Origin of the sequence: Variovorax paradoxus B4 (genome assembly GCF_000463015.1) — a bacterium.
GTDB classification, from domain to species: Bacteria; Pseudomonadota; Gammaproteobacteria; order Burkholderiales; family Burkholderiaceae_C; genus Variovorax; species Variovorax paradoxus_E.
Window position 1 is genome coordinate 162022 of the sequence record NC_022234.1, and the last position, 17602, is coordinate 179623.

The following is a 17602-nucleotide window of genomic DNA, read 5'->3' on the forward strand; positions in this document are numbered from 1 at the left end:
CGTGATTCCCCGCTGGTGAAGATGTCGACCGGCCTTCTGCTGAAGCAGCGCGACGAGCTCAGGCTGTGCAGCAGGATCAAACCTCGATGCGCAGGCGTTGCCCCCGCGGCCGCTCCATCGCGACCGACGAAGGGCTGAAGCCCAGCTTGGCGAAGAACTCGGCGGCACCCGACCTGCCTGCCCGCAGCACCCATGTGATGTCCGTCTCCGACCCCAAGACGTGTTGGACCAGCGCTTGCCCGATGCCTTGCCGACGGAACGGCTCGGCAACCACGACCATCGACAGGTATCCGTTGGACATGCCATCGCTGATGGCGCGTGCAAACCCGATGATCTCACCATCATCTGCCAACGCAATCACCGCCTGCTGCGACGCCGAGATCAGCTGGCCGAGGTGCTCGAGGCCGGCGATCCGGTGTGCCCATCCGTTGGCCGAAAGAAGGCGATGAACCGCATCGGCATCGGAAGCCACAGCGCTGCGAATCTGCATACCCGCTCCTCGAGAATTGAAAGGCATCGAGGTCGACTGTAGCCGTTCGTGCGACTGCGATCAGTCCCGATCTTCGCGATAGTGGCGGTAGTGCTCGCGGCGCTCCCATTCACGGCGGCGCCATTCGCGGCGCTCCGCGCGGCGTTCTTCCCAGCTCGGCCCCGGCTCGTAGTAAACGGGGGCGGGTGCAACGTAAGCGGGCGGCTGGTAGCGCACCGGTGGCGCCGGCTGGTAGTAGACGGGGGCCGGCCGCGAGTACACCGGCGCGGGTTCGTAGTACACCGGTGCCGGTTCGCTCACCACCACGCCGGGCAGCGACACGCCGATGGACCAGCTTGTGCCCGCGGTTGCGGCGGCCACGCCGAAAAGAGCGCCTGCGGCAATCGTGCCCGAGAGAGCCAGCTTGAGGACGGTTCGAGGAAAAGTCATCTCGTCTCCTGAGATATGGGAATGGTCCCGATGCCTCTTCCAACGTTCGGCTGCGCAAGATCGCACACATCGCTTCGGTGAAGAACATTTCAAGATGTCACACGAAAACCCTCGGGAAGCCGCATGGCAGACTTCGTTCCTGCTTCCAACCCTTCTTTTTTTGCCGGCGCTGCCGTGCCGAAAGATCTTCCGTGCTTGAACTGCTGACGGATCCCCAGGTCTGGATCGCCTTTGCGACCCTGACCGCGCTCGAGCTCGTGCTGGGCATCGACAACATCATCTTCATCTCGATCCTGGTCGACAAGCTGCCGGCCGCCAAGCGCGAATTCGCACGCCGGACCGGACTGTTCATGGCCATGTTCATGCGCATCGGGCTGCTGTTGGTGCTCGCCTGGATCGTGGGGCTGGTCGCTCCGTTTTTCTCGGTGCTTGGCAAGGACATTTCTGGGCGAGACCTGATACTGATCCTGGGCGGGCTGTTCCTGATCTGGAAGAGCACGAGCGAGGTCCACCAGTCGCTGGAGGGCGGCCACGAGCAGAAGTCCAGCGCCGTCAAGGCCACCTTCGCCTCCGTCATCCTCCAGATCATGGTCATCGATCTGGTGTTCTCGCTGGACTCGATCATCACCGCGGTCGGAATGGTGGATGACGTGCGGGTCATGATCGCTGCGGTGATCGTGTCCGTGTTGCTCATGATGCTGTTCGCCGGCCCCATCGGGCGCTTCGTCTCGAACCATCCCACCATCAAGATGCTGGCGCTGGCCTTCCTGGTGGTGGTGGGCGTGGTTCTTGTGGCGGAGGGCTTCGGGCATCACGTGCCCAAGGGCTACGTGTACTTTGCGATGGCCTTCTCGCTGGCCGTGGAGATGCTCAACATCCGGCTGCGCAAGAAATCAGCCAAACCCGTGGAGCTGCACCCGCCCCATATTCCGGGCGACTGAAGCCTGGCTTCTCAGCCGGAAATCTCGGGCTCGACCAGTTGGGCGAGCGCGACAAGCGACTCCTGCCAGCCCAGGTAGCACATCTCCACGGGAATCACTTCGGGGATGCCTTCTTGCACGACGGACATGTCGGTGCCGCAGGACACGGGCGTCAGCGTCACGGTGGTCTTCATGGTGCCCGGCAGGTTGGGGTCGTCGAAGGCCGCGTCGTAGGCAATGCGCTGGCCGGGGATAAGCTCCAGGTACTTCCCGCCGAACGAGTGGCTGTGGCCGCTGCCAAAAGCGGTGAAGGACATGCGCCAGGCACCCCCGACCACGGGCTCCATGCTGTGGACCTTGCCGGTGAATCCGAACGGTGGCAGCCAGCGCTCGAAGGCACTGGGTTCGACGAAGGCACGGTAGAGCCGCTCCGGTGGGGCGCGCAGCACGCGGTGCAGACGGACGGTGTTGGTAGCCATGGCTGTGTTCTCCTGAAGTGCAGAGGATGACCCTCAACTGACACGACGAACGAGGCTGCGGAAAATCGACAGCGAACTGTAGCGCCGCGCGATAAGAATTTTTTGAGGCCAAAAGTTCGCAGTCGGGCCTGCGCGCTCTGGTCAGGCGGAGCGCAGAAGAAGAGCCTCGCGCTCCTCGATCCAGTGCGACCCGTGCCCGTAGATCGCGTTCTGAACCTCGCAGATCACCTGGGCCTCCCTGCGCGCCGCCGGGGTTTCGGGCACCCACAGGCCATCGTCGCAGTGCTCGTCGTCCTCGTCGTGGACGACGCTCGAACGCCAGTTGACGCAGATTTGCTTCATTCGATTCGAGGCGGACGGGGAATGGTGGAGCGCTGGCCGCATGGGCATGCTTTCCGGGATGGCGGCGATCCTACAAGTGCGCGCCGGCAAATGCGGTACTTTGCGCAGGAGGGCCGTGGCGGATCCTGTGCAAATTTGCGCACTTCGCGGCGAATCCTGCGGGTTCGCGTGCTGCGCGCGCCGGGAGGGCCGTTCCTCTACGTGCCGAAGCCGTAGAGCTCGGCCGGGTTGTCCACCAGCAGCTTGCGGCGCGCCGGCTCGCTATCGCAAAGCTCCAGTGCCCAGTCCAGCAAGGCTGCGTTGGAGGGTTCGGGCTTGACGTTGGGATGCGGCCAGTTGCTGGCCCACACGCAGCGCTCGGGATAGCGCCGGGCCAGAAGCTGCGCGAGCGGCACCACGTCGGCGTACGCGGGCGGGCCGCTCTTCGAGGTCTCGTAGGGCGCGGCCAGCTTGATCCAGCAGTTGCCCTTGTCGAGCAGGCGGCAGAGTGCGCCCACGGCCTCGCCGTCGAGCGCCGCCGGTCCGAGAAACTTGCCGATGTGGTCGATGACGAAGCGGCCCGGCAGGCGCTCCAGCATGGCCATGTGCTGCGGCAGCGCGCGGCCGTCGAGCTGCAGGTTGATGTTCCAGGCGAGCGACGCGATGCGTGCAGCCATGTCTTCCAGGCTCGGCCAGGGCAGCAGGCCGCCTGCCAGCATCATGAAGCGCACGCCGCGGATGCCGGCCCGGTGCAGGCCCTCGAGCTCGTCGTCGGCCACATCGGGCGGCACCATCGCGATACCGCGCGCCTCGGGCCCCAGCTGCTCCAGCGCCGACAGCGTGCAGCGGTTGTCGAAGCCATAGCCCGTGGGCTGGACCACGATGGTGCGCGTGAGGCCGAGCGCCTGCTGCACTTCGCGGTAGGCCGAGGCCGGTGCATGCGGCGGCTTGAAGGTCGCGGTGGGCGCGAGCGGCCAGGCGTCTTCGTAGATGTGGACGTGGCAATCGCAGGCGCCGGCGTAGGCAATGGGAGGATTCGTCATGCGGCAAGACTCCATTGGGCAATCCGCGTGGCATGCGCCGCGTTCACGGCGCCGGGCGGCATCTCGCCGCGCATCAGTGCGGCGATCTGCGACACGGTCTCGAGCGCCTGGTGCTCCACCGCCGGCAGTGTGAGCCCGCCGATATGCGGTGTGGCCACGACGCGGGGGTGGCGCGCGAGCGCCGGCGTGGGCATCTGGTCGGGCGCTCGGCCGACGTCGAGCGCAGCGCCTTCCAGCTGGCCGGATTCGAGTGCGGCGAGCAAGGCCTCGTCGTCGACCAGTTCGCCGCGCGCGGCATTGATGAAGAAGGCGCCCGGCTTCATGGCTGCGAAGGCTTCGGCGTTCATGAGCTTCTCGGTCTGCGCGTTGGCCGGCGCCAGGCAGACGACGAAGTCGGACTGCGCCAGCAGCACCGGCAGCGCGACCTGTTCGCGCATCGCCTGCTTCTCGATCGGCAGCGGATCGTTGACCAGCACGCGCATGCCGAAGGCCTGCGCCAGGTCGCCCAGGTAACGGCCGATGGCGCCGAAGCCGATGATGCCCAGCGTCGAGGCGCGCAACTGCCGGCCCATGAAGGGCGCCGGCGGCTCGCCGCGATGATAGGCATGGGTGTAGCGCCCGATGCCACGCGCGAGATCAACCATTGCGGCGACGATCCACTCGGCAACCGCGGGCACGAAGCCCGGGCTGGCCTGCGTCACCAGCACGCCGTGGCGGCTCGCGGCCTCGACGTCGACGGTGCGGATGTCGACCGCGCAGCGCACGAAGGCGGCCAGCTGCGGCAAGTCGCGAAAGAGCGATTCGGGACCGGGCGTCTGCCGGTACGCGATCAGCGCATCGCAGCCCTGCGCCGCGGCCACAAGCTCGGGCGTCGAGAGCTCGCGCGCCTCGGGATTGAAGCGCACTTCGGCGATCGCCTCCAGTGCCTGGGTGGCCTTGGGGCCGAAGTACTGCGCCAGCTTGTCGGCCGGGTGGGTCACGAAAACGGTCGTCATGGGGCTGCCTTCTCCGGTTTGGTTCTTCTTGCGATGCGGGGCTGGCTGGCCGCGGGCGGCGGTGCGACGGACTCGCGTTCGATCAGTTGGACACCGGTGAAGACCTGCTCGCGCTCGTTCTCGCTGGCCTCGCCCGGGTGCTGCATCACGCGCTCGACCATGGCGCGCGCCATCTCGCGCACCGGCAGCTGCACCGTCGTCAGCATCGGGTTGGACACGGTCGCGAGGAACAGGCCGTCGATGCCCACCACCGAAACATCCTCCGGCACGCCCAGGCCGGCTTCGCGCAGGCCCGCCATCAGCCCCAGCGCCATCAGGTCGTTGAGGGCGACGATGCCGGTCGGATGCTCGGGCAGGCCCGCGATCTGCAGCGCGGTCGCGCGGCCGACCTCGGCGATCACCGAGTCGCCGTATTCGTTGAGCGCGCCGCCGTCGAGCACCTGCGCGCTCGCACGCAGGCCCGCGGCCTCGGCGGCGGCGAAGAAGCCGTCGATCTTGGCGCTGCGGCTCATGGTCATGCCGGCCACGGTGGCGAAGGCCAGGCGGCGGTGGCCCTTGTCGATCAGGTGCTGCGTGGCCAGGCGCGCGGCCTCGAAGTTGTCGGGCATCACGTGGCCCACCTTCGAAGGCTTGCCGGGGGTCGCGCCACGGTCGTAGCTCACCACCGCCATGCCGCGCTCCACCGCCGATTCGAAGTGGCGCTCATCGGCCAGCGAGGAGATCACGATCACGCGCCGCACGCCGTGCGCCAGCAGGTCCTCGAAGAAGGCGCTCTCCTTCTCCCGGTCGCGGTAGGTGCTGCCGATCAGGAGCCTGAAGCCGAAGCGCTCCTGCGCCACGCTCTCGATCTCGCGCGCGATGTAGCCGTACATCGGGTTCGCCATCGACGGCACGAGCAGGCCCAGGAGCGGCGTCTGTCCGGTCTTGAGCTGCTGGGCCAGCTTGCTCGGGCGAAACTGCAGCGCCTGGATCGACGCCTCGACGCGCGCCAGGGTTTCCGCACGCATGCGGTCGGTGCGGCCGTTGAGCACGTTGGACACGGTGCTGACCGACACGGCGGCATGGCGGGCGACGTCCTGGATGGTGGTCATGAATTCGGTTTTCTTCCTGGCTACAGTCCGAGCCGGTTCGGGAGCCACAAGGAGAACGACGGAACGAGCACCAGCACGATCAGCGTCACCAGGAGCACTGCCAGGTATTTCATCATGGGCCGGGCCACGTCCTTGACCTGGGTGCCGGTGATCGCGCAGGTGGCGAACAGGCCGAGGCCGATCGGCGGTGCGAACAGGCCCAGGCCCATCGCGATCACCATCACCGTGCCGAAGTGCAGCGGATGGATGCCCAGCTGCTGCGCGATCGGCGTCAGCAGCGGGCCGAAGATGATCAGCGCCGGCGCGCCTTCGAGCACGGCGCCGAAGACGATCATGATCCCCACCGACAGCAGGATGAACATCACGCTGCCGTACTGCTGCGCGAAAGAGATCATGGCGGTCGACACCAGCTGCGGGATCTGCTCGATGGTGAGCGCGAAGGACACGCTGGATGCGGCCGCCACGATGAAGAGGATGCTGCCCGCCATCGACGCCGAACGCACGAAGAGCTGCGCCATGGCGCGCGCGCTGAGCTCGCGGAAGGCCAGGCTGCCGACCACCAGCGCATAGACCACGGCGAAGGCCGAGACTTCGGTCGAGGTTGCGACACCCGAGGTCACGCCCTTGCCGATCATGCCCACCATGACGATCGCGACCAGCGCGCCGCCGAGCAGCTTCAGGAGCGGCGTGCGCTTCTCGAAGGCATCGTCGGGATTGATCTTGCGCCCGACGATGATCGCCAGCGCGCCCAGCGCCAGCGCCATCACGGCCGCAGGCACCAGGCCGGCCATGAAGAGGCCGGCGATGGAGATGTTGGCCACGAAACCCATGATGATCATGTTGATGCAGGGCGGAATGGTCTCGGCCATCACCGCCGTGCAGGCGAGCAGCCCCGCGGCTTCGTTCGGGTCCTGTTTGGTTCGGCGCACCGCAGGCATCACGATGCCTCCCACCGCGGCAATGTCGGCCAGCTTGGAGCCCGACACGCCCGAGAAGAAGGCGGTCGCGGTGATGGTGATCAGCCCCAGCCCGCCGCGCACGCGTCCGAAGATGCGCAGCAGCAGCTCGATCAGCCGGGAGGACATGCCGTTCGATTCCATCAGCAGGCCGGCCAGCACGAAGAAGGGAATGGCCAGCAGCACGAAATGGTCGGTGCCGGCCATGACCTGCTGCGAGTAGATCAGCATCGGCAGCGAAGGATCGGAGAGAAAGTAGAGCAGTGCCGAGAAGGCCAGCACGAAGCCGATCGGCACGCCGAGCATCAGTCCGCCAATGAAGCCGGCCGCCAGCAGCAGGCCGCTCGGGATGGCGTGCTGCGGCACCAGCGAGTTCCAGCCGAAGATCGCCGTCATCAGCAGCACGCACGCGGCCAGCGTGCCGAGCACCACGCGGCGCGGACCGTTGAGTGCATTGGCCAGGCCGAACAGCGTCATGAACAGGCTGCCGATCACCACCGGATAGACATAGAGCCATTGCGGCAGGCCGATCGAGGTGGTCTGCTCGTAGGTGTCCACCAGCAGCAGCGTCGACGAGAGGAGCAGGCTCGCCGCCACCCCGGCGATGATCCAGTGGCTCACCTGCATCAGCGCGGGCTGCCAGTGCGCCGGCAGCAGGTGGCGGAACAGGTCGATGCCCACGTGCTGGCTGCGCGCGAGCACGGTGGCGGCGCCGAAGAACACCAGCACGATCATCAGCGCACGCGCGATCTCCTCGGCCCAGTCCACCGGGTCGTGCAGGAAGTAGCGGAACACGACCGAGAGAAAGACCACGACCACGTCGGCAGCGAGCACGACGGCCGACAGGATCTCGGTCCAGCGGTTCAGTGCGCGGAGCCACCCGCCCGAGACCGTGTCGTGGCGAAAGCCCAGCGAGGATGCGGCGACCGCGGTCATGGCCTCAGACCCGCGCCGCGTTGACCGCGGCGAAGAGCGGCGCCGTCGCCGGGTACTGCTTGGCGAAGTCGGCCCAGAGCCTGCTTTCCATTTCCTTGCGCACGGCCGTGCGCTCGGCCGCCGCCATCGGGAAGAAGGCCACGCCCTTGCGCTGCAGCTCCTCGATCGCGGCCTTGCCCTTGTCGCTCGCGATGGCGCGCTGCTGCGTGGTCGCATCGTTGACCGCCTTCAGGAAGGCCGGGCGCAAGCTGGCGGGAATCTTGTCCATGCCGCGCTTGCCGATCACCACCACCATCGGGCTGAACAGGTGCTCGGTGAGCCAGCAGGACTTGACCACTTCGTTGAGCTTGCTGGCCAGCACCGTGGCCGCGTCGTGCTCGAAGCCGTCGACCACGCCGGTCTGCGCCGCCATGTAGAGCTCGCCGAAAGGAATGGGCGTGGGGATCGCGCCCATCAGCTTGAAGGTCTCGATGAAGGCCGGCGTGGGCAGCACGCGCAGCTTGACACCCTTGATCTCGGCCAGCGACTTGACCGGCGCCTTGGTGTAGACGCTGCGCGCGCCGAAGTGCGAAGCCCAGGTCAGGATGGAGCAGCCCGAGCGCTTCTGCAGCAGCTCGTTGAGCGTTGCCCCGGCCGGGCCTTCGAGCGCCTTGCCGGCATGGGCGTAGCTGTCGAACAGGTAGCCCAGGTCGAGCATGCCGATCTCGGGCGAGATGGTGGCGAAGATGGAAGAGCCGGTCACCATCATGTCGACCGAGCCGACCTTGACCTGTTGCACGACGTCGCTTTCCTTGCCCAGCTGGTTGTTGGGGAAGTAGTCGATGCGAATGGCGTCGCCCACGGCCGCCTTGAGGTTGGCCTGCAGCCGCTGGCACCACACGAAGTGGGCGGCGTTGTCGTCCGCCAGCATCGAGGAGGAGAAGCGCAGCGCAATGGTCGATTGCGCGCGGACGAGGGCAGGAAATCCTGCAAGGGCGGCCAGCGATGCGGCAGCGCCCGCATGCACGAATCGGCGGCGTGGAATCGAAACCATGCTTGTCTCCAGTCTTGTGTCGAACAGATGCACAGGATCGAGGTGTATCGATTTACTGTACCGGTTTACTGTATCGATATACAAGACGATTGAAGATGCGGGTTTTCCCGGGCTGGCGGGCTTCGCATGCTGGGGCGGCCGTCCGTGCTCGCCCGATCAGGCGCGCCGCTTGAAGAGCGCGGACGCGCCGCTGGCGTGCGTCACGTCCTCGGCGGTTGCAAGAAGGGCCGGCCCCAGTTCGAGCATGCGTTCTTCCGTCAGCCGCACCAGCGGCCCGGCGATGGTGATGACGCCGATCACCGCGCCGTTGCCGCCGCGCACCGGTGCGGCCATGGCCGTCATGGCGGGCGCGAACACCTCGCTGATCATGGCGAAGCCGCGCTTGCGGGCCGCGCGCAAATACGTCAGCAGTGCCCTGACGGTGGTCGGCGCCTTCGGGCCGAAGTCCTCGGGTTGTCCGAAGCCTTGCCTGGCGACCAGCTGGAGCGCCTGTTCGTCCGTCATCGTCGACAGCCAGGCGTGCCCGGCGGAACTGCACGAGAGGTTGACGGACAGGCCCATGTCCGGGTCGTAGCGCAGGCCGCGCGTGGCGCCCTGCGCCTTGGCGACGAAGGTCAGTTCGTCGCCGTCGACCACCGCCAGCCGCACCAGTTCGCCCGATTCGGCCGCGAGCCTGTCGAGCAGCGGCTGCGCCACGTCCACGATGCCGCTGTTGCTCAGGAAACTCAGGCCGAGCGATACGAGCTTGATCGTGAGCGTGTAGTCGCCATGGCTCTGGTCCTGCCGCACGTAGCCGCAGCGGATGAGTTCGCTCAGGAGGCGATGGGTGGCGCTCAGGGGCATTTCCAGCTCGGTGGAGAGCGCGGAGAGCGCGCGGCCTTCGGGGTGGCCGGCCAGGTGTTCAAGGACCTTGAAGCTGCGTTCGAGTATGGCGCTCATGTCGTTCGGAGGTGGGACAGGCGCAACTCTAGCTCTTTTGCCAAGTGTTTTCACTAGTGGAAATACTTTCCATTTTTCTCCTGAGATCGCGCCAGCATCACTTTGCTGGAGATCATCTTGAGAAAGCTTTACCGCTCGCTGGCGGCTGCCGGCCTGGCCCTCGCATTGGCCATTCCGGCGCTCGCGCAGGAGGCGCAGGAACGCGCCATCCGCTTCGGTCACCTCAACAATGCAGACCATCCGGTGAGCTTCGGCGTGAAGCGTTTTGCCGAGCTGCTGGCGGCCAAGAGCGGCGGCAGGATGAAGGTGCAGGAGTTCCCGGCCTCGCAGCTGGGCAACGAGATGCAGCAGCAGTCGGCGCTCCAGGGCGGCGTGCAGCAGATGTCGGCGCCGGCCACCACCTCGCTCGCGGGCATCGTGAAGGAGTTCGGGCTTGTCGACTTCCCGTTTGCGGTCGGCAACTTCGCGCAGGCCGATGCGCTGCTCGACGGCCCGCTCGGGCAGGCACTCATCGCGAAGCTTCCGGAGAAGGGCCTGGTCGCGCTGGGCTATTGGGACCTGGGCTTTCGCAACGTCACCAACAGCAAGCGGCCGATCGCGAAGGCGGACGACATCGCGGGCTGAAGATTCGCGTCATTCAATCGCCGATCTACATCGAGCTGTTCAGCGCGCTGGGCGCCAACGCCACGCCACTGCCGTTCCCCGAGCTCTATCCGGCGCCCGACCAGAAGGCGGTCGACGGGCAGGAGAACCCGAACACCACCATCCTTGCGTCCAAGTTCTCGGAGGTGCAGGAATACATCACGCGGACGCGGCACATCTACAACCCGCAGGCGCTTTTGATCAGCAAGAAGATCTGGGATGGCATGAGCGCCGACGAGCGGAAGATCCTGACCGAGGCCGCGAAGGATTCGACCGAGTTCCAGCGCGCGGCCTCGCGCAGCGCCGCCGACATCGCGCTCGGCGCCCTCAGGAAGGCCGGCATGACCGTCTCGGAACTGCCGCCGGAAGAAATGACGAAGCTGCGCGCCAAGGTGAAGCCGGTGATCGACAAGTATTCCGCGTCGGTGGGCGAGGCCACGGTCAAGGAACTGATGTCGGAGATCGACAAGGCGCGCAGGTAGCTCCGAAGCGGTCCGTCTAGCGGGACGCGGCGCCGTCCAGCAATGCAATTTCCTGAAGCAGATCGGCGAGCGCCACTCGCAGGAAACCGAGCGTGGATTCGTCGTCGAGCCGGCCGTCGCGGATCCGCGCGCCGACGTTCGCGATGGCGACGTGCTGGCGGATCACGGGTCGCGCCAGCGTGGCGGCCAAGGCGTCGCGGATCTGCGCCTGCGCGCGTACGCCACCCGCGGTGCCCGGCGAGGCGGTCGCGATCAGGACCGGCTTGCCCTTGAGCGGCGAGGCGAAGCCGGGCCGTGACGCCCAATCGATCGCATTCTTCAGCACGCCGGGCATGCCGTAGTTGTATTCCGGCGAGCACAGGACCAGGCCGTCGGCCTGCGCAATCGCCGTCTTCAGCCGGACCACGGCTGCGGGCGGCGCATCGCCGTCCAGGTCGGCGTTGTAGAGCGGAATATCGTTCAGCGCAAAGAGCTCGATGGTTGCGGACGCAGGCAGCAACGGCTGCAGGCTGCGCAGCACCGCGGTGCAGTGAGAGTCGCGCCGGATGCTCCCGGAAATGCCGAGCAGGCGGATGCCGGCGATCGAGGTGCTGCGTGTCATGGTGATCCCTTATTTCCAAAAAATGGAGTTTATGCATAAAATGAACTCCATGCACAAACAAGAAATTCCCGCCAATGAGCCGCCACTAGCCGAGCAGGCATTCACCCGTTTGCGGCAAGACGTCCTGGCCGGCACCTTCGAAGCCGGCGCCAAGCTCAAGCTCGACGAGCTCCAGTCTGCCTACGGCTATTCGAGCAGCCCGCTGCGCGAGGCGCTCAGCCGCCTGGCGCAGGAAGGGCTCGTTCGCGCCGACGAGCGCCGGGGCTTTCGCGTGGCGCCGATCTCCGAAGAGGACCTGGCCGACATCACGCGCATGCGTGTCATGCTGGACGTGCCCGCGCTGCGCGAATCCATCGGCCACGGCGACGACGCATGGGAGGCCTCGGTACTCGCCGCCTTCCATCGGCTGGAGAAGGTCGAGTCGCGCCTGAGCGACGGGCCAGTCATTCTCGATGGAGAGTGGTCGCAGCTGCACCGCACCTTCCACCTCTCGCTGCTGGCCGCCTGCCCGTCGCTGCGCCAACGCGTCTGGGGCGCGAGCCTGTTCGACCAGGCCGAGCGCTACCGGCGGTTCTCCGCGCGCCACCGGAAGACCGCGCGCCGCAAGTCGAGCGAGCACAAGAAGATCATGGACGCCGCCTTGCGCCGCGATGCGGACACGGCCTGCGCGCTGCTCGAAGAGCACATCCTGAGCACGCAGCGCAACGTGGTCGCCGCGCTCAAGGCGGCCCAGGCCGCGCAATCGTAGGGGCACGAGACCCCGTCACCGGAGACAGACAGCATGCTCAAGGTCGCACGACCCACGCCTTCGCATTTCGGCATCTTCGTCACCGATCTGGAGCGGATGGTGGCCTTCTATACCGAGACCTTCGACCTCACGATCACCGACCGCGGCGAGGGCCGCACCTTCAGGAACCAGCTGGTGTTCACCAGCGCCAGCCCGGACCAGCACCACCAGCTGGTGCTGGCCTCGGGCCGGCCGCCGGAGGCGAAGTTCAGCACCGTGATGCAGATCTCGTTCGTGGTGCCGAGCATCCAGCACCTGCGCGACATCTCGGCGCGCGCCGAGGCCCAGGGCGCCACCAATATCCGCGGCCTGAACCACGGCAATGCGCTGTCGGTCTACATGCTCGACCCGGAGGGCAACACGGTGGAGATCTACGTCGACACGCCGTTCTACATCGCGCAGCCGCACGGCGATCCGCTGGACCTTTCGAAGGACGACGAGACGCTCATGCGCGAGACCGAGGAGGCGTGCCGCAAGGACCCCACCTTCATGCCGCTCGCGCAGTGGCAGGCGCAGTTCGAGTCGCGTGCGCCTGCGGCGCGCGCCGCCTGACGCGACCGCCTTTTCCCCAATCCTGCACATTTCAACCGGAGTTCCCATGAAGCTTTTGTCTTTTGTCCATCAAGGCCGCGAAACCTGGGGCGCCGTCGTCGGCGACGGCGTGGTCGATCTCGGCAAGGCGCGACCGCAGCATGCGGGCCTGGTCGACTACATCGCCTCGGGCGAGTACCTGCAGGCGGCGCAGCATGTCGAAGGACTGCCCATCGCGGCCAGGCTTGCCGACATCACCTTTCTTCCGCCGATCCCCAAGTCCGAGAAGATCGTGTGCGCGGTGCGCAACTACATGGACCACCACCAGGAGGTGCTGGCCGCCGGCATGCAGCGCGAGCTGTCGGAGCAGCCGCCCATCTTCCTGCGCGTGTGGCGCTCGCAATGCGCGCACAACCAGCCCATCGTGCGGCCGCACGTATCGGAATCGCTGGACTGGGAAGGCGAGCTTGCCGTCATCATCGGCAAGGGCGGGCGCAACATCGCCGAGGCGGATGCCTTCGACCATGTGGCAGGTTATTCCTGCTACAACGACGGCAGCGTGCGCGAGTGGCAGTTCCATGCCAAGCAGATCGCCTCCGGCAAGAACTTCGAGTCGACCGGCGGCTTCGGCCCCTGGATGGTGACGGCCGACGAGATCGCGCCCGGCCGCGCGCTCAAGCTCGAGACCCGGCTCAACGGCGAAGTCGTGCAGAGCAGCCACACGGGCCACATGATCTTCAGCATCCCGAAGCTCATCAGCTACGCGTCGACCATCTTCACGCTCGTGCCCGGCGACGTGATCGCCACCGGCACGCCGGCGGGCGTGGGCTGGAGCAAGAAGCCGCCGCGCTTCATGAAGCCGGGCGACGTGTGCGAGGTCGAGATCGAAGGCATCGGCGTGCTGCGCAATCCCATCGTCCAGCAGGACTGAAGCCCCGGACCCGGACCGCGGCGGCACAAGCCGCGGCCTTCATTCCACAACTTTGGAGACAAACCATGTGGCACAGACGATTGCTCGTCGCCGCAGGCCTGGCCCTGGCCTGCGCGGCACCTTTACACGGCCTGGCCCAGGGCTACCCGGACAAGCCGATCAAGATCTATCAGGGCTTTGCGGCCGGCGGCAACGCCGACACCATCGCGCGCGTGGTCAGCACGGAGATGGCCAAGGGGCTGGGGCAGCCCTTCGTGGTCGAGGCCCAGACCGGCGCGGGCGGCACCATCGCCTCGGGCACGGTGGCGCGCGCCAGGCCCGACGGCTACACGCTGCTGCTGGCCACGGGTGGCCACGCGGTGGCCGGCGCGCTTTACAACAAGCTCAGTTACCAGACGGTGTCGGACTTCCAGATGGTCTCGACGATCACCTACTTTCCGTTCCTCTTGGTGGTGCGGGCCGATTCGCCCTATCGCGGGCTGGCCGAGATGCTGGCCGCAGCGCGTGCCGATGCGCGCGGCGTGTCGTACGGCTCTGCGGGCATCGGCTCCACGCACCACCTCGCCGGCGAGCTGCTGGTGAAGAGCGCGAACGTCGAGTTGCTGCACATTCCCTACCGCGGCGATGCGGCCTCGGTCGCGGCGCTGCTCGGCGGCGAGGTGCCGATGATCATCGCGCCGCCCACGGCCGTGCTGGCCAACATCAAGGCCGGCAAGCTCCGTGCGCTGGCCACCACCGGCGCGCAGCGCTGGAGCCAGATGCCCGAGCTGCCGACCGTGGCCGAGCAGGGCGTGCCTGGCTACGACGTGCGCTCCTGGGCCGGCTTCATGGCACCCGCGGGCACGCCGCGCCCGGTCGTCGACCGCCTGCATGCCGAGACACTCAAGGCCCTGCAGGCGCCCGCCGTGCGCACGCGGCTCGAAGAAATGGGCGGTGAAGCGCGCGGCAGCACGCCCGAAGAAATGACCGCCATGGTGGCCGCCGAACTGAAGCGGTGGACCGCCGTGGTGAACGATGCACACATACCCAAGCAATGAGGATCCCTCCATGTCCCTGATCGACATCCGCAAGCGCAGTCTTTGCATCGAGACCATCTACCACGAGGGCGGTCCGCCGGCCGCGACGCCGCTCAGGCTGGCGGCCGCCTGCGCGGTCATCCACAACCCCTACGCAGGCCGCTACGAGCCGGACCTGCTGCCCTTCATGGCCGAGCTGCGCTCGCTCGGCACGCTGCTGGCCACCGAGCTGGTCGAGACGCTCGGGCGCGACAGGGTCGAGGTCTACAGCAAGGCCGCGATCGTGGGCGTGAACGGCGAACTGGAGCACGGTGCCGTCTGGCACGAGGCCGGGGGCTGGGCCATGCGCGAGGTGCTCGGCGAGCCGAAGGCGATCGTGCCCTCGGCCAAGGCAGTGGCCGGCCCGGGCTACCGGCTCATGGTGCCGCTGCACTACATCCATGCCGCGTACGTCCGCAGCCACTACAACTCGATGGAGGTCGGCATCCAGGATGCGCCGCGGCCGAACGAGATCCTGTTCGCGCTGGTGATGGGCACGGGAGGGCGGGTGCATGCGCGCCTGGGCGGGCTCACCAAGGACAAGGTGTCCGTGCACGACGGGCAGCGCTGATGCACACCACCATGAAGGCGATCCAGCTCCAGGCACCCGGCGGTCCCGAGGTGCTGCAACTGGTGGAGTTGCCACTGCCGCAGCCGCAGGCGGGCGAAGTGCGGGTCAAGGCCATGGCCATCGGCGCCGGCGGCCCCGACGTGCTGATCCGCAACGGCACCTACAAGTGGATGCCGCCCATGCCGGCGATTCCCGGCAACGAGATGGCCGGAATCGTCGATGCCGTCGGCCCTGGCGTCACCGTCCTGCAGGTTGGCCAGCGCGTGTTCGTGAGCGCGCGTGAGCTCGCGCAGCGCGGCGGCTGCTACGCCGAAGCCATCTGCGTGCCCGAGGCCGCGCCCTTCGTTCTTCCCGATGCGATCCGCTTCGAGGATGCCGTGAGCCTCGGCAACTTCCAGCTCGCGCTGGCCATGCTGTCGAGCAACGGCAACCTGCCGGCCCGGTCGGTCCTGATTCCCGGCGCGGCCGGCGGCGTGGCCACGGCGCTGGTGCAGGTGGCGCGCGACCGCGGCCTGCGCGTGATCGGCACAGCCTCCACCCCGCAGAAGCGGGATTTCGCGCGGGCCAACGGTGCGCACGAGGTGATCGAGAGCGACCCGCGAGGCCTGACCGAGAAGGTCATGCAGCTCACCGGCGGGCGCGGCGTGGACCTGGCCTTCGACCACCTCGGCGGCGATCTCTTCATTGCCTGCCTGCGGGCCCTCGCGCCATTCGGCATGGCGGTCTCCTACAACATCGTCAACGGCCCGCCGACCGGCGACGTGTTCGAGGAGCTTCGGCGGCTGCTGGGCAGGAGCCTGGCCGTGCGCACGTTCTCGATCCACGCCATCGACGCCGACGCCGTGCAGCGGCGTGGCTTCATGGAGGCCGCGATCGCGCTCATGGCGGAGGGACGCGTGCATGCGCCCCCCGCCACCTGCTTCGCGCTGGCGGATTCGCGCCGCGCGCACGAAGTGCTCGACAGCGGAAGCGCGGTGGGCAAGATCGTGCTGCTGCCTGGCGGCTCGCCTCGTGGCTAGGCAACGCGAGAACCCGCCACGGGCGTCGGGCGCAGCGATTCAAAGCAGCGCGTTCCTGAACAAGGATCGTCGGCTGAACGCCTTTCCCGATTCGAGAAAAACGCCTTCGCCGGTGTAGTGGATCGTCTTCGGATGCCGGGGCGATTCGGCGGCGTGGGCCTTCACCACCTCGAGGATGAAGAAGTCGTACTTGCCGACCAGGCTGCGGTCGTGAACGCGGCATTCGAAGCTCGCGTGGCATTCGCCGATGAGCGGCGCCTCCACGCGCTCGGCATCGACTGCCGTGAGGCCGAAGGCCGCGAACTTGTCGATCTCGGCGCCCGAGCTGTTGCCGATGCGCACGACCTCGTCGGTGAGCGGCCGCGTGGGGAGGTTGATGACGCACTCGCCGCTGCGGCGGATCATTTCGAAGCTGTGGTTCGCGCGCGCGATCACGCAGCCGACCAGCGAGGGCGTGAACTCGATCACCGTGTGCCAGCCCAGCGTCATGATGTTGTTCTTCCCCTGCCAGCGGGAAGACAGGAGCACGATCGGGCCCGGCTCCAGGAACCGGCGCACCTGGGAGACCGGAAAGTCCGCCTTGGCGAAAAGCTTTTTCTTCTTCGTCATCGCGATACCGTGTCGTCGCCCCAACTCTCCCCCGCAATGAAATCCGGATGACGCGCGCAGATCTCCGGCAGCGAGCTCAGCGTGCCGGAGAGGTGCTCGCGCAGCGCCTTCTGCGCCGCGGCGCCGTCGTGTCTTGCAATGGCACGCACGATGGCGCGGTGGTCGCGCAGGATCGCCTCGGTCTTGCCGGCCGTGGGCAGGTGCAGGCGGCGCAGGCGGTCCACGTGGCCCGAGACGCGGGACACCATGTCCCACAGGCTCGGCACGCCCGCGGCTTCATACATCAGGTGATGGAACTTGCGGTCGGCGCCGACGAAGTCGCCGTACTGCCGCGCGGCCGCCAGCGTGGCCTGCAGCGCGATCTGGGCCTGCAGCTGGGCCACCAGCTCGGGCGGCGCCTCTTCGGCCAGCTGGTGCACGATCTCGAGCTCGATCGAGCGGCGCAGGAAGTGCGCCTGCCTCGCGGCGTCGACGTCGATGCGGCTCACCAGCGTGGCGTGCTGCGGAAACACATCCACCAGCCCTTCCTCGGCGAGGCGAAGCAGGGCCTCGCGCACCGGCGTCTGGCTCACGCCGAAGCGGTCGGCCAGCTCTTGGCGGACCAGCACGGTGCCGGGCACGAGTTCGAGAGAGAGGATGGCGTCGCGCAGCTTTTCGAGCACCTGGGGCGCTGCAAGGCGTGTGCGGTCGAGTCGGATCCGGGGGAGGGCTGTCATTCGCTTGAATTTTCGCTTTGACCGAG

20 protein-coding genes and 1 pseudogene are annotated in these 17602 nt (G+C 67.2%); 8 read left to right on the plus strand and 13 right to left on the minus strand.

Annotated features, from left to right (window positions below):
• Positions 1-76: 76 nt before the first annotated feature.
• Complete coding sequence (locus VAPA_RS27905) at positions 77-490, minus strand: GNAT family N-acetyltransferase (RefSeq protein ID WP_021003562.1); 414 nt, start codon at positions 488-490, stop codon at positions 77-79.
• A 60-nt stretch (positions 491-550) separates the two neighbouring features.
• The gene (locus VAPA_RS27910) at positions 551-919 is read right to left on the minus strand and encodes a hypothetical protein (RefSeq protein ID WP_021003563.1); all 369 of its coding nucleotides are present in this window, start codon (positions 917-919) and stop codon (positions 551-553) included.
• 191 nt (positions 920-1110) lie between these two features.
• Between VAPA_RS27910 and VAPA_RS27915 the strand changes: the two genes are divergently transcribed.
• On the plus strand, positions 1111-1860 hold the full coding sequence (locus tag VAPA_RS27915; protein ID WP_041946649.1) for a TerC family protein: 750 nt from the start codon (positions 1111-1113) through the stop codon (positions 1858-1860).
• A gap of 11 nt (positions 1861-1871) precedes the next feature.
• Here VAPA_RS27915 and VAPA_RS27920 read toward each other — a convergent pair whose 3' ends face one another.
• The 8 genes from VAPA_RS27920 to VAPA_RS27955 form a co-directional block, all read right to left on the minus strand.
• Positions 1872-2318 carry an SRPBCC family protein gene (locus VAPA_RS27920; protein ID WP_021003565.1) on the minus strand — a complete coding sequence of 149 codons (447 nt, stop codon included), beginning with the start codon at positions 2316-2318 and terminating at the stop codon, positions 1872-1874.
• A gap of 141 nt (positions 2319-2459) precedes the next feature.
• Positions 2460-2660, minus strand: coding sequence for a hypothetical protein (locus VAPA_RS27925; RefSeq protein WP_021003566.1), 201 nt, complete (start codon positions 2658-2660; stop codon positions 2460-2462).
• A 197-nt stretch (positions 2661-2857) separates the two neighbouring features.
• On the minus strand, positions 2858-3682 hold the full coding sequence (locus tag VAPA_RS27930) for an amidohydrolase family protein (protein ID WP_021003567.1): 825 nt from the start codon (positions 3680-3682) through the stop codon (positions 2858-2860).
• Complete coding sequence (locus tag VAPA_RS27935) at positions 3679-4677, minus strand: hydroxyacid dehydrogenase (RefSeq protein ID WP_021003568.1); 999 nt, start codon at positions 4675-4677, stop codon at positions 3679-3681. The genes VAPA_RS27930 and VAPA_RS27935 overlap by 4 nt, the downstream gene beginning before the upstream one ends.
• Complete coding sequence (locus VAPA_RS27940) at positions 4674-5768, minus strand: LacI family DNA-binding transcriptional regulator (protein WP_021003569.1); 1095 nt, start codon at positions 5766-5768, stop codon at positions 4674-4676. The genes VAPA_RS27935 and VAPA_RS27940 overlap by 4 nt, the downstream gene beginning before the upstream one ends.
• 20 nt (positions 5769-5788) lie before the next feature.
• Positions 5789-7660, minus strand: coding sequence for a TRAP transporter large permease (locus VAPA_RS27945; RefSeq protein WP_021003570.1), 1872 nt, complete (start codon positions 7658-7660; stop codon positions 5789-5791).
• Between the two features lie 4 nt (positions 7661-7664).
• Complete coding sequence (locus VAPA_RS27950) at positions 7665-8693, minus strand: TRAP transporter substrate-binding protein (RefSeq protein ID WP_021003571.1); 1029 nt, start codon at positions 8691-8693, stop codon at positions 7665-7667.
• A 156-nt stretch (positions 8694-8849) separates the two neighbouring features.
• A complete protein-coding gene (locus VAPA_RS27955) occupies positions 8850-9632 on the minus strand; it encodes an IclR family transcriptional regulator (RefSeq protein WP_021003572.1) in 783 nt (260 codons plus the stop codon).
• Between the two features lie 117 nt (positions 9633-9749).
• Here VAPA_RS27955 and VAPA_RS27960 point away from each other — a divergent pair.
• Positions 9750-10756: pseudogene (locus tag VAPA_RS27960) on the plus strand (TRAP transporter substrate-binding protein).
• 16 nt (positions 10757-10772) lie between these two features.
• On the opposite strand, the gene VAPA_RS27965 reads toward VAPA_RS27960, so the two are convergent.
• Positions 10773-11357 carry an NADPH-dependent FMN reductase gene (locus VAPA_RS27965; protein ID WP_021003573.1) on the minus strand — a complete coding sequence of 195 codons (585 nt, stop codon included), beginning with the start codon at positions 11355-11357 and terminating at the stop codon, positions 10773-10775.
• Positions 11358-11388: 31 nt separating this feature from the next.
• Between VAPA_RS27965 and VAPA_RS27970 the strand changes: the two genes are divergently transcribed.
• From VAPA_RS27970 to VAPA_RS27995, 6 genes are all read left to right on the plus strand, one after another.
• A complete protein-coding gene (locus tag VAPA_RS27970; protein WP_041946650.1) occupies positions 11389-12105 on the plus strand; it encodes a GntR family transcriptional regulator in 717 nt (238 codons plus the stop codon).
• A gap of 33 nt (positions 12106-12138) precedes the next feature.
• The gene (locus VAPA_RS27975) at positions 12139-12696 is read left to right on the plus strand and encodes a VOC family protein (protein WP_021003575.1); all 558 of its coding nucleotides are present in this window, start codon (positions 12139-12141) and stop codon (positions 12694-12696) included.
• Between the two features lie 46 nt (positions 12697-12742).
• On the plus strand, positions 12743-13606 hold the full coding sequence (locus VAPA_RS27980) for a fumarylacetoacetate hydrolase family protein (RefSeq protein WP_021003576.1): 864 nt from the start codon (positions 12743-12745) through the stop codon (positions 13604-13606).
• Between the two features lie 65 nt (positions 13607-13671).
• Positions 13672-14643, plus strand: a complete 972-nt coding sequence (locus VAPA_RS27985; RefSeq protein WP_021003577.1) for a tripartite tricarboxylate transporter substrate binding protein — start codon at positions 13672-13674, stop codon at positions 14641-14643.
• Positions 14644-14653: 10 nt separating this feature from the next.
• The gene (locus VAPA_RS27990; RefSeq protein ID WP_021003578.1) at positions 14654-15232 is read left to right on the plus strand and encodes an amino acid synthesis family protein; all 579 of its coding nucleotides are present in this window, start codon (positions 14654-14656) and stop codon (positions 15230-15232) included.
• Positions 15229-16251, plus strand: a complete 1023-nt coding sequence (locus VAPA_RS27995; protein ID WP_155248168.1) for a zinc-dependent alcohol dehydrogenase family protein — start codon at positions 15229-15231, stop codon at positions 16249-16251. The genes VAPA_RS27990 and VAPA_RS27995 overlap by 4 nt, the downstream gene beginning before the upstream one ends.
• Positions 16252-16290: 39 nt before the next feature.
• Here VAPA_RS27995 and VAPA_RS28000 read toward each other — a convergent pair whose 3' ends face one another.
• Entirely contained in the window at positions 16291-16860 is a 570-nt protein-coding gene (locus VAPA_RS28000) for a flavin reductase family protein (RefSeq protein ID WP_021003580.1), read from the minus strand.
• Positions 16857-17576, minus strand: a complete 720-nt coding sequence (locus VAPA_RS28005; protein ID WP_021003581.1) for a GntR family transcriptional regulator — start codon at positions 17574-17576, stop codon at positions 16857-16859. The genes VAPA_RS28000 and VAPA_RS28005 overlap by 4 nt, the downstream gene beginning before the upstream one ends.
• Between the last annotated feature and the right edge of the window lie 26 nt (positions 17577-17602).

Coding starts and splice junctions, on each gene's coding strand:
- VAPA_RS27955 (WP_021003572.1), bottom strand. CDS start 9,632: ATGAGCGCCATACTCGAACGCAGCTTCAAGGTCCTTGAACACCTGGCC.
- VAPA_RS27970 (WP_041946650.1), top strand. CDS start 11,389: ATGCATAAAATGAACTCCATGCACAAACAAGAAATTCCCGCCAATGAG.
- VAPA_RS27950 (WP_021003571.1), bottom strand. CDS start 8,693: ATGGTTTCGATTCCACGCCGCCGATTCGTGCATGCGGGCGCTGCCGCA.
- VAPA_RS27935 (WP_021003568.1), bottom strand. CDS start 4,677: ATGACGACCGTTTTCGTGACCCACCCGGCCGACAAGCTGGCGCAGTAC.
- VAPA_RS27920 (WP_021003565.1), bottom strand. CDS start 2,318: ATGGCTACCAACACCGTCCGTCTGCACCGCGTGCTGCGCGCCCCACCG.
- VAPA_RS27940 (WP_021003569.1), bottom strand. CDS start 5,768: ATGACCACCATCCAGGACGTCGCCCGCCATGCCGCCGTGTCGGTCAGC.
- VAPA_RS27925 (WP_021003566.1), bottom strand. CDS start 2,660: ATGAAGCAAATCTGCGTCAACTGGCGTTCGAGCGTCGTCCACGACGAG.
- VAPA_RS27910 (WP_021003563.1), bottom strand. CDS start 919: ATGACTTTTCCTCGAACCGTCCTCAAGCTGGCTCTCTCGGGCACGATT.
- VAPA_RS28000 (WP_021003580.1), bottom strand. CDS start 16,860: ATGACGAAGAAGAAAAAGCTTTTCGCCAAGGCGGACTTTCCGGTCTCC.
- VAPA_RS28005 (WP_021003581.1), bottom strand. CDS start 17,576: ATGACAGCCCTCCCCCGGATCCGACTCGACCGCACACGCCTTGCAGCG.
- VAPA_RS27965 (WP_021003573.1), bottom strand. CDS start 11,357: ATGACACGCAGCACCTCGATCGCCGGCATCCGCCTGCTCGGCATTTCC.
- VAPA_RS27905 (WP_021003562.1), bottom strand. CDS start 490: ATGCAGATTCGCAGCGCTGTGGCTTCCGATGCCGATGCGGTTCATCGC.
- VAPA_RS27930 (WP_021003567.1), bottom strand. CDS start 3,682: ATGACGAATCCTCCCATTGCCTACGCCGGCGCCTGCGATTGCCACGTC.
- VAPA_RS27975 (WP_021003575.1), top strand. CDS start 12,139: ATGCTCAAGGTCGCACGACCCACGCCTTCGCATTTCGGCATCTTCGTC.
- VAPA_RS27945 (WP_021003570.1), bottom strand. CDS start 7,660: ATGACCGCGGTCGCCGCATCCTCGCTGGGCTTTCGCCACGACACGGTC.
- VAPA_RS27985 (WP_021003577.1), top strand. CDS start 13,672: ATGTGGCACAGACGATTGCTCGTCGCCGCAGGCCTGGCCCTGGCCTGC.
- VAPA_RS27980 (WP_021003576.1), top strand. CDS start 12,743: ATGAAGCTTTTGTCTTTTGTCCATCAAGGCCGCGAAACCTGGGGCGCC.
- VAPA_RS27990 (WP_021003578.1), top strand. CDS start 14,654: ATGTCCCTGATCGACATCCGCAAGCGCAGTCTTTGCATCGAGACCATC.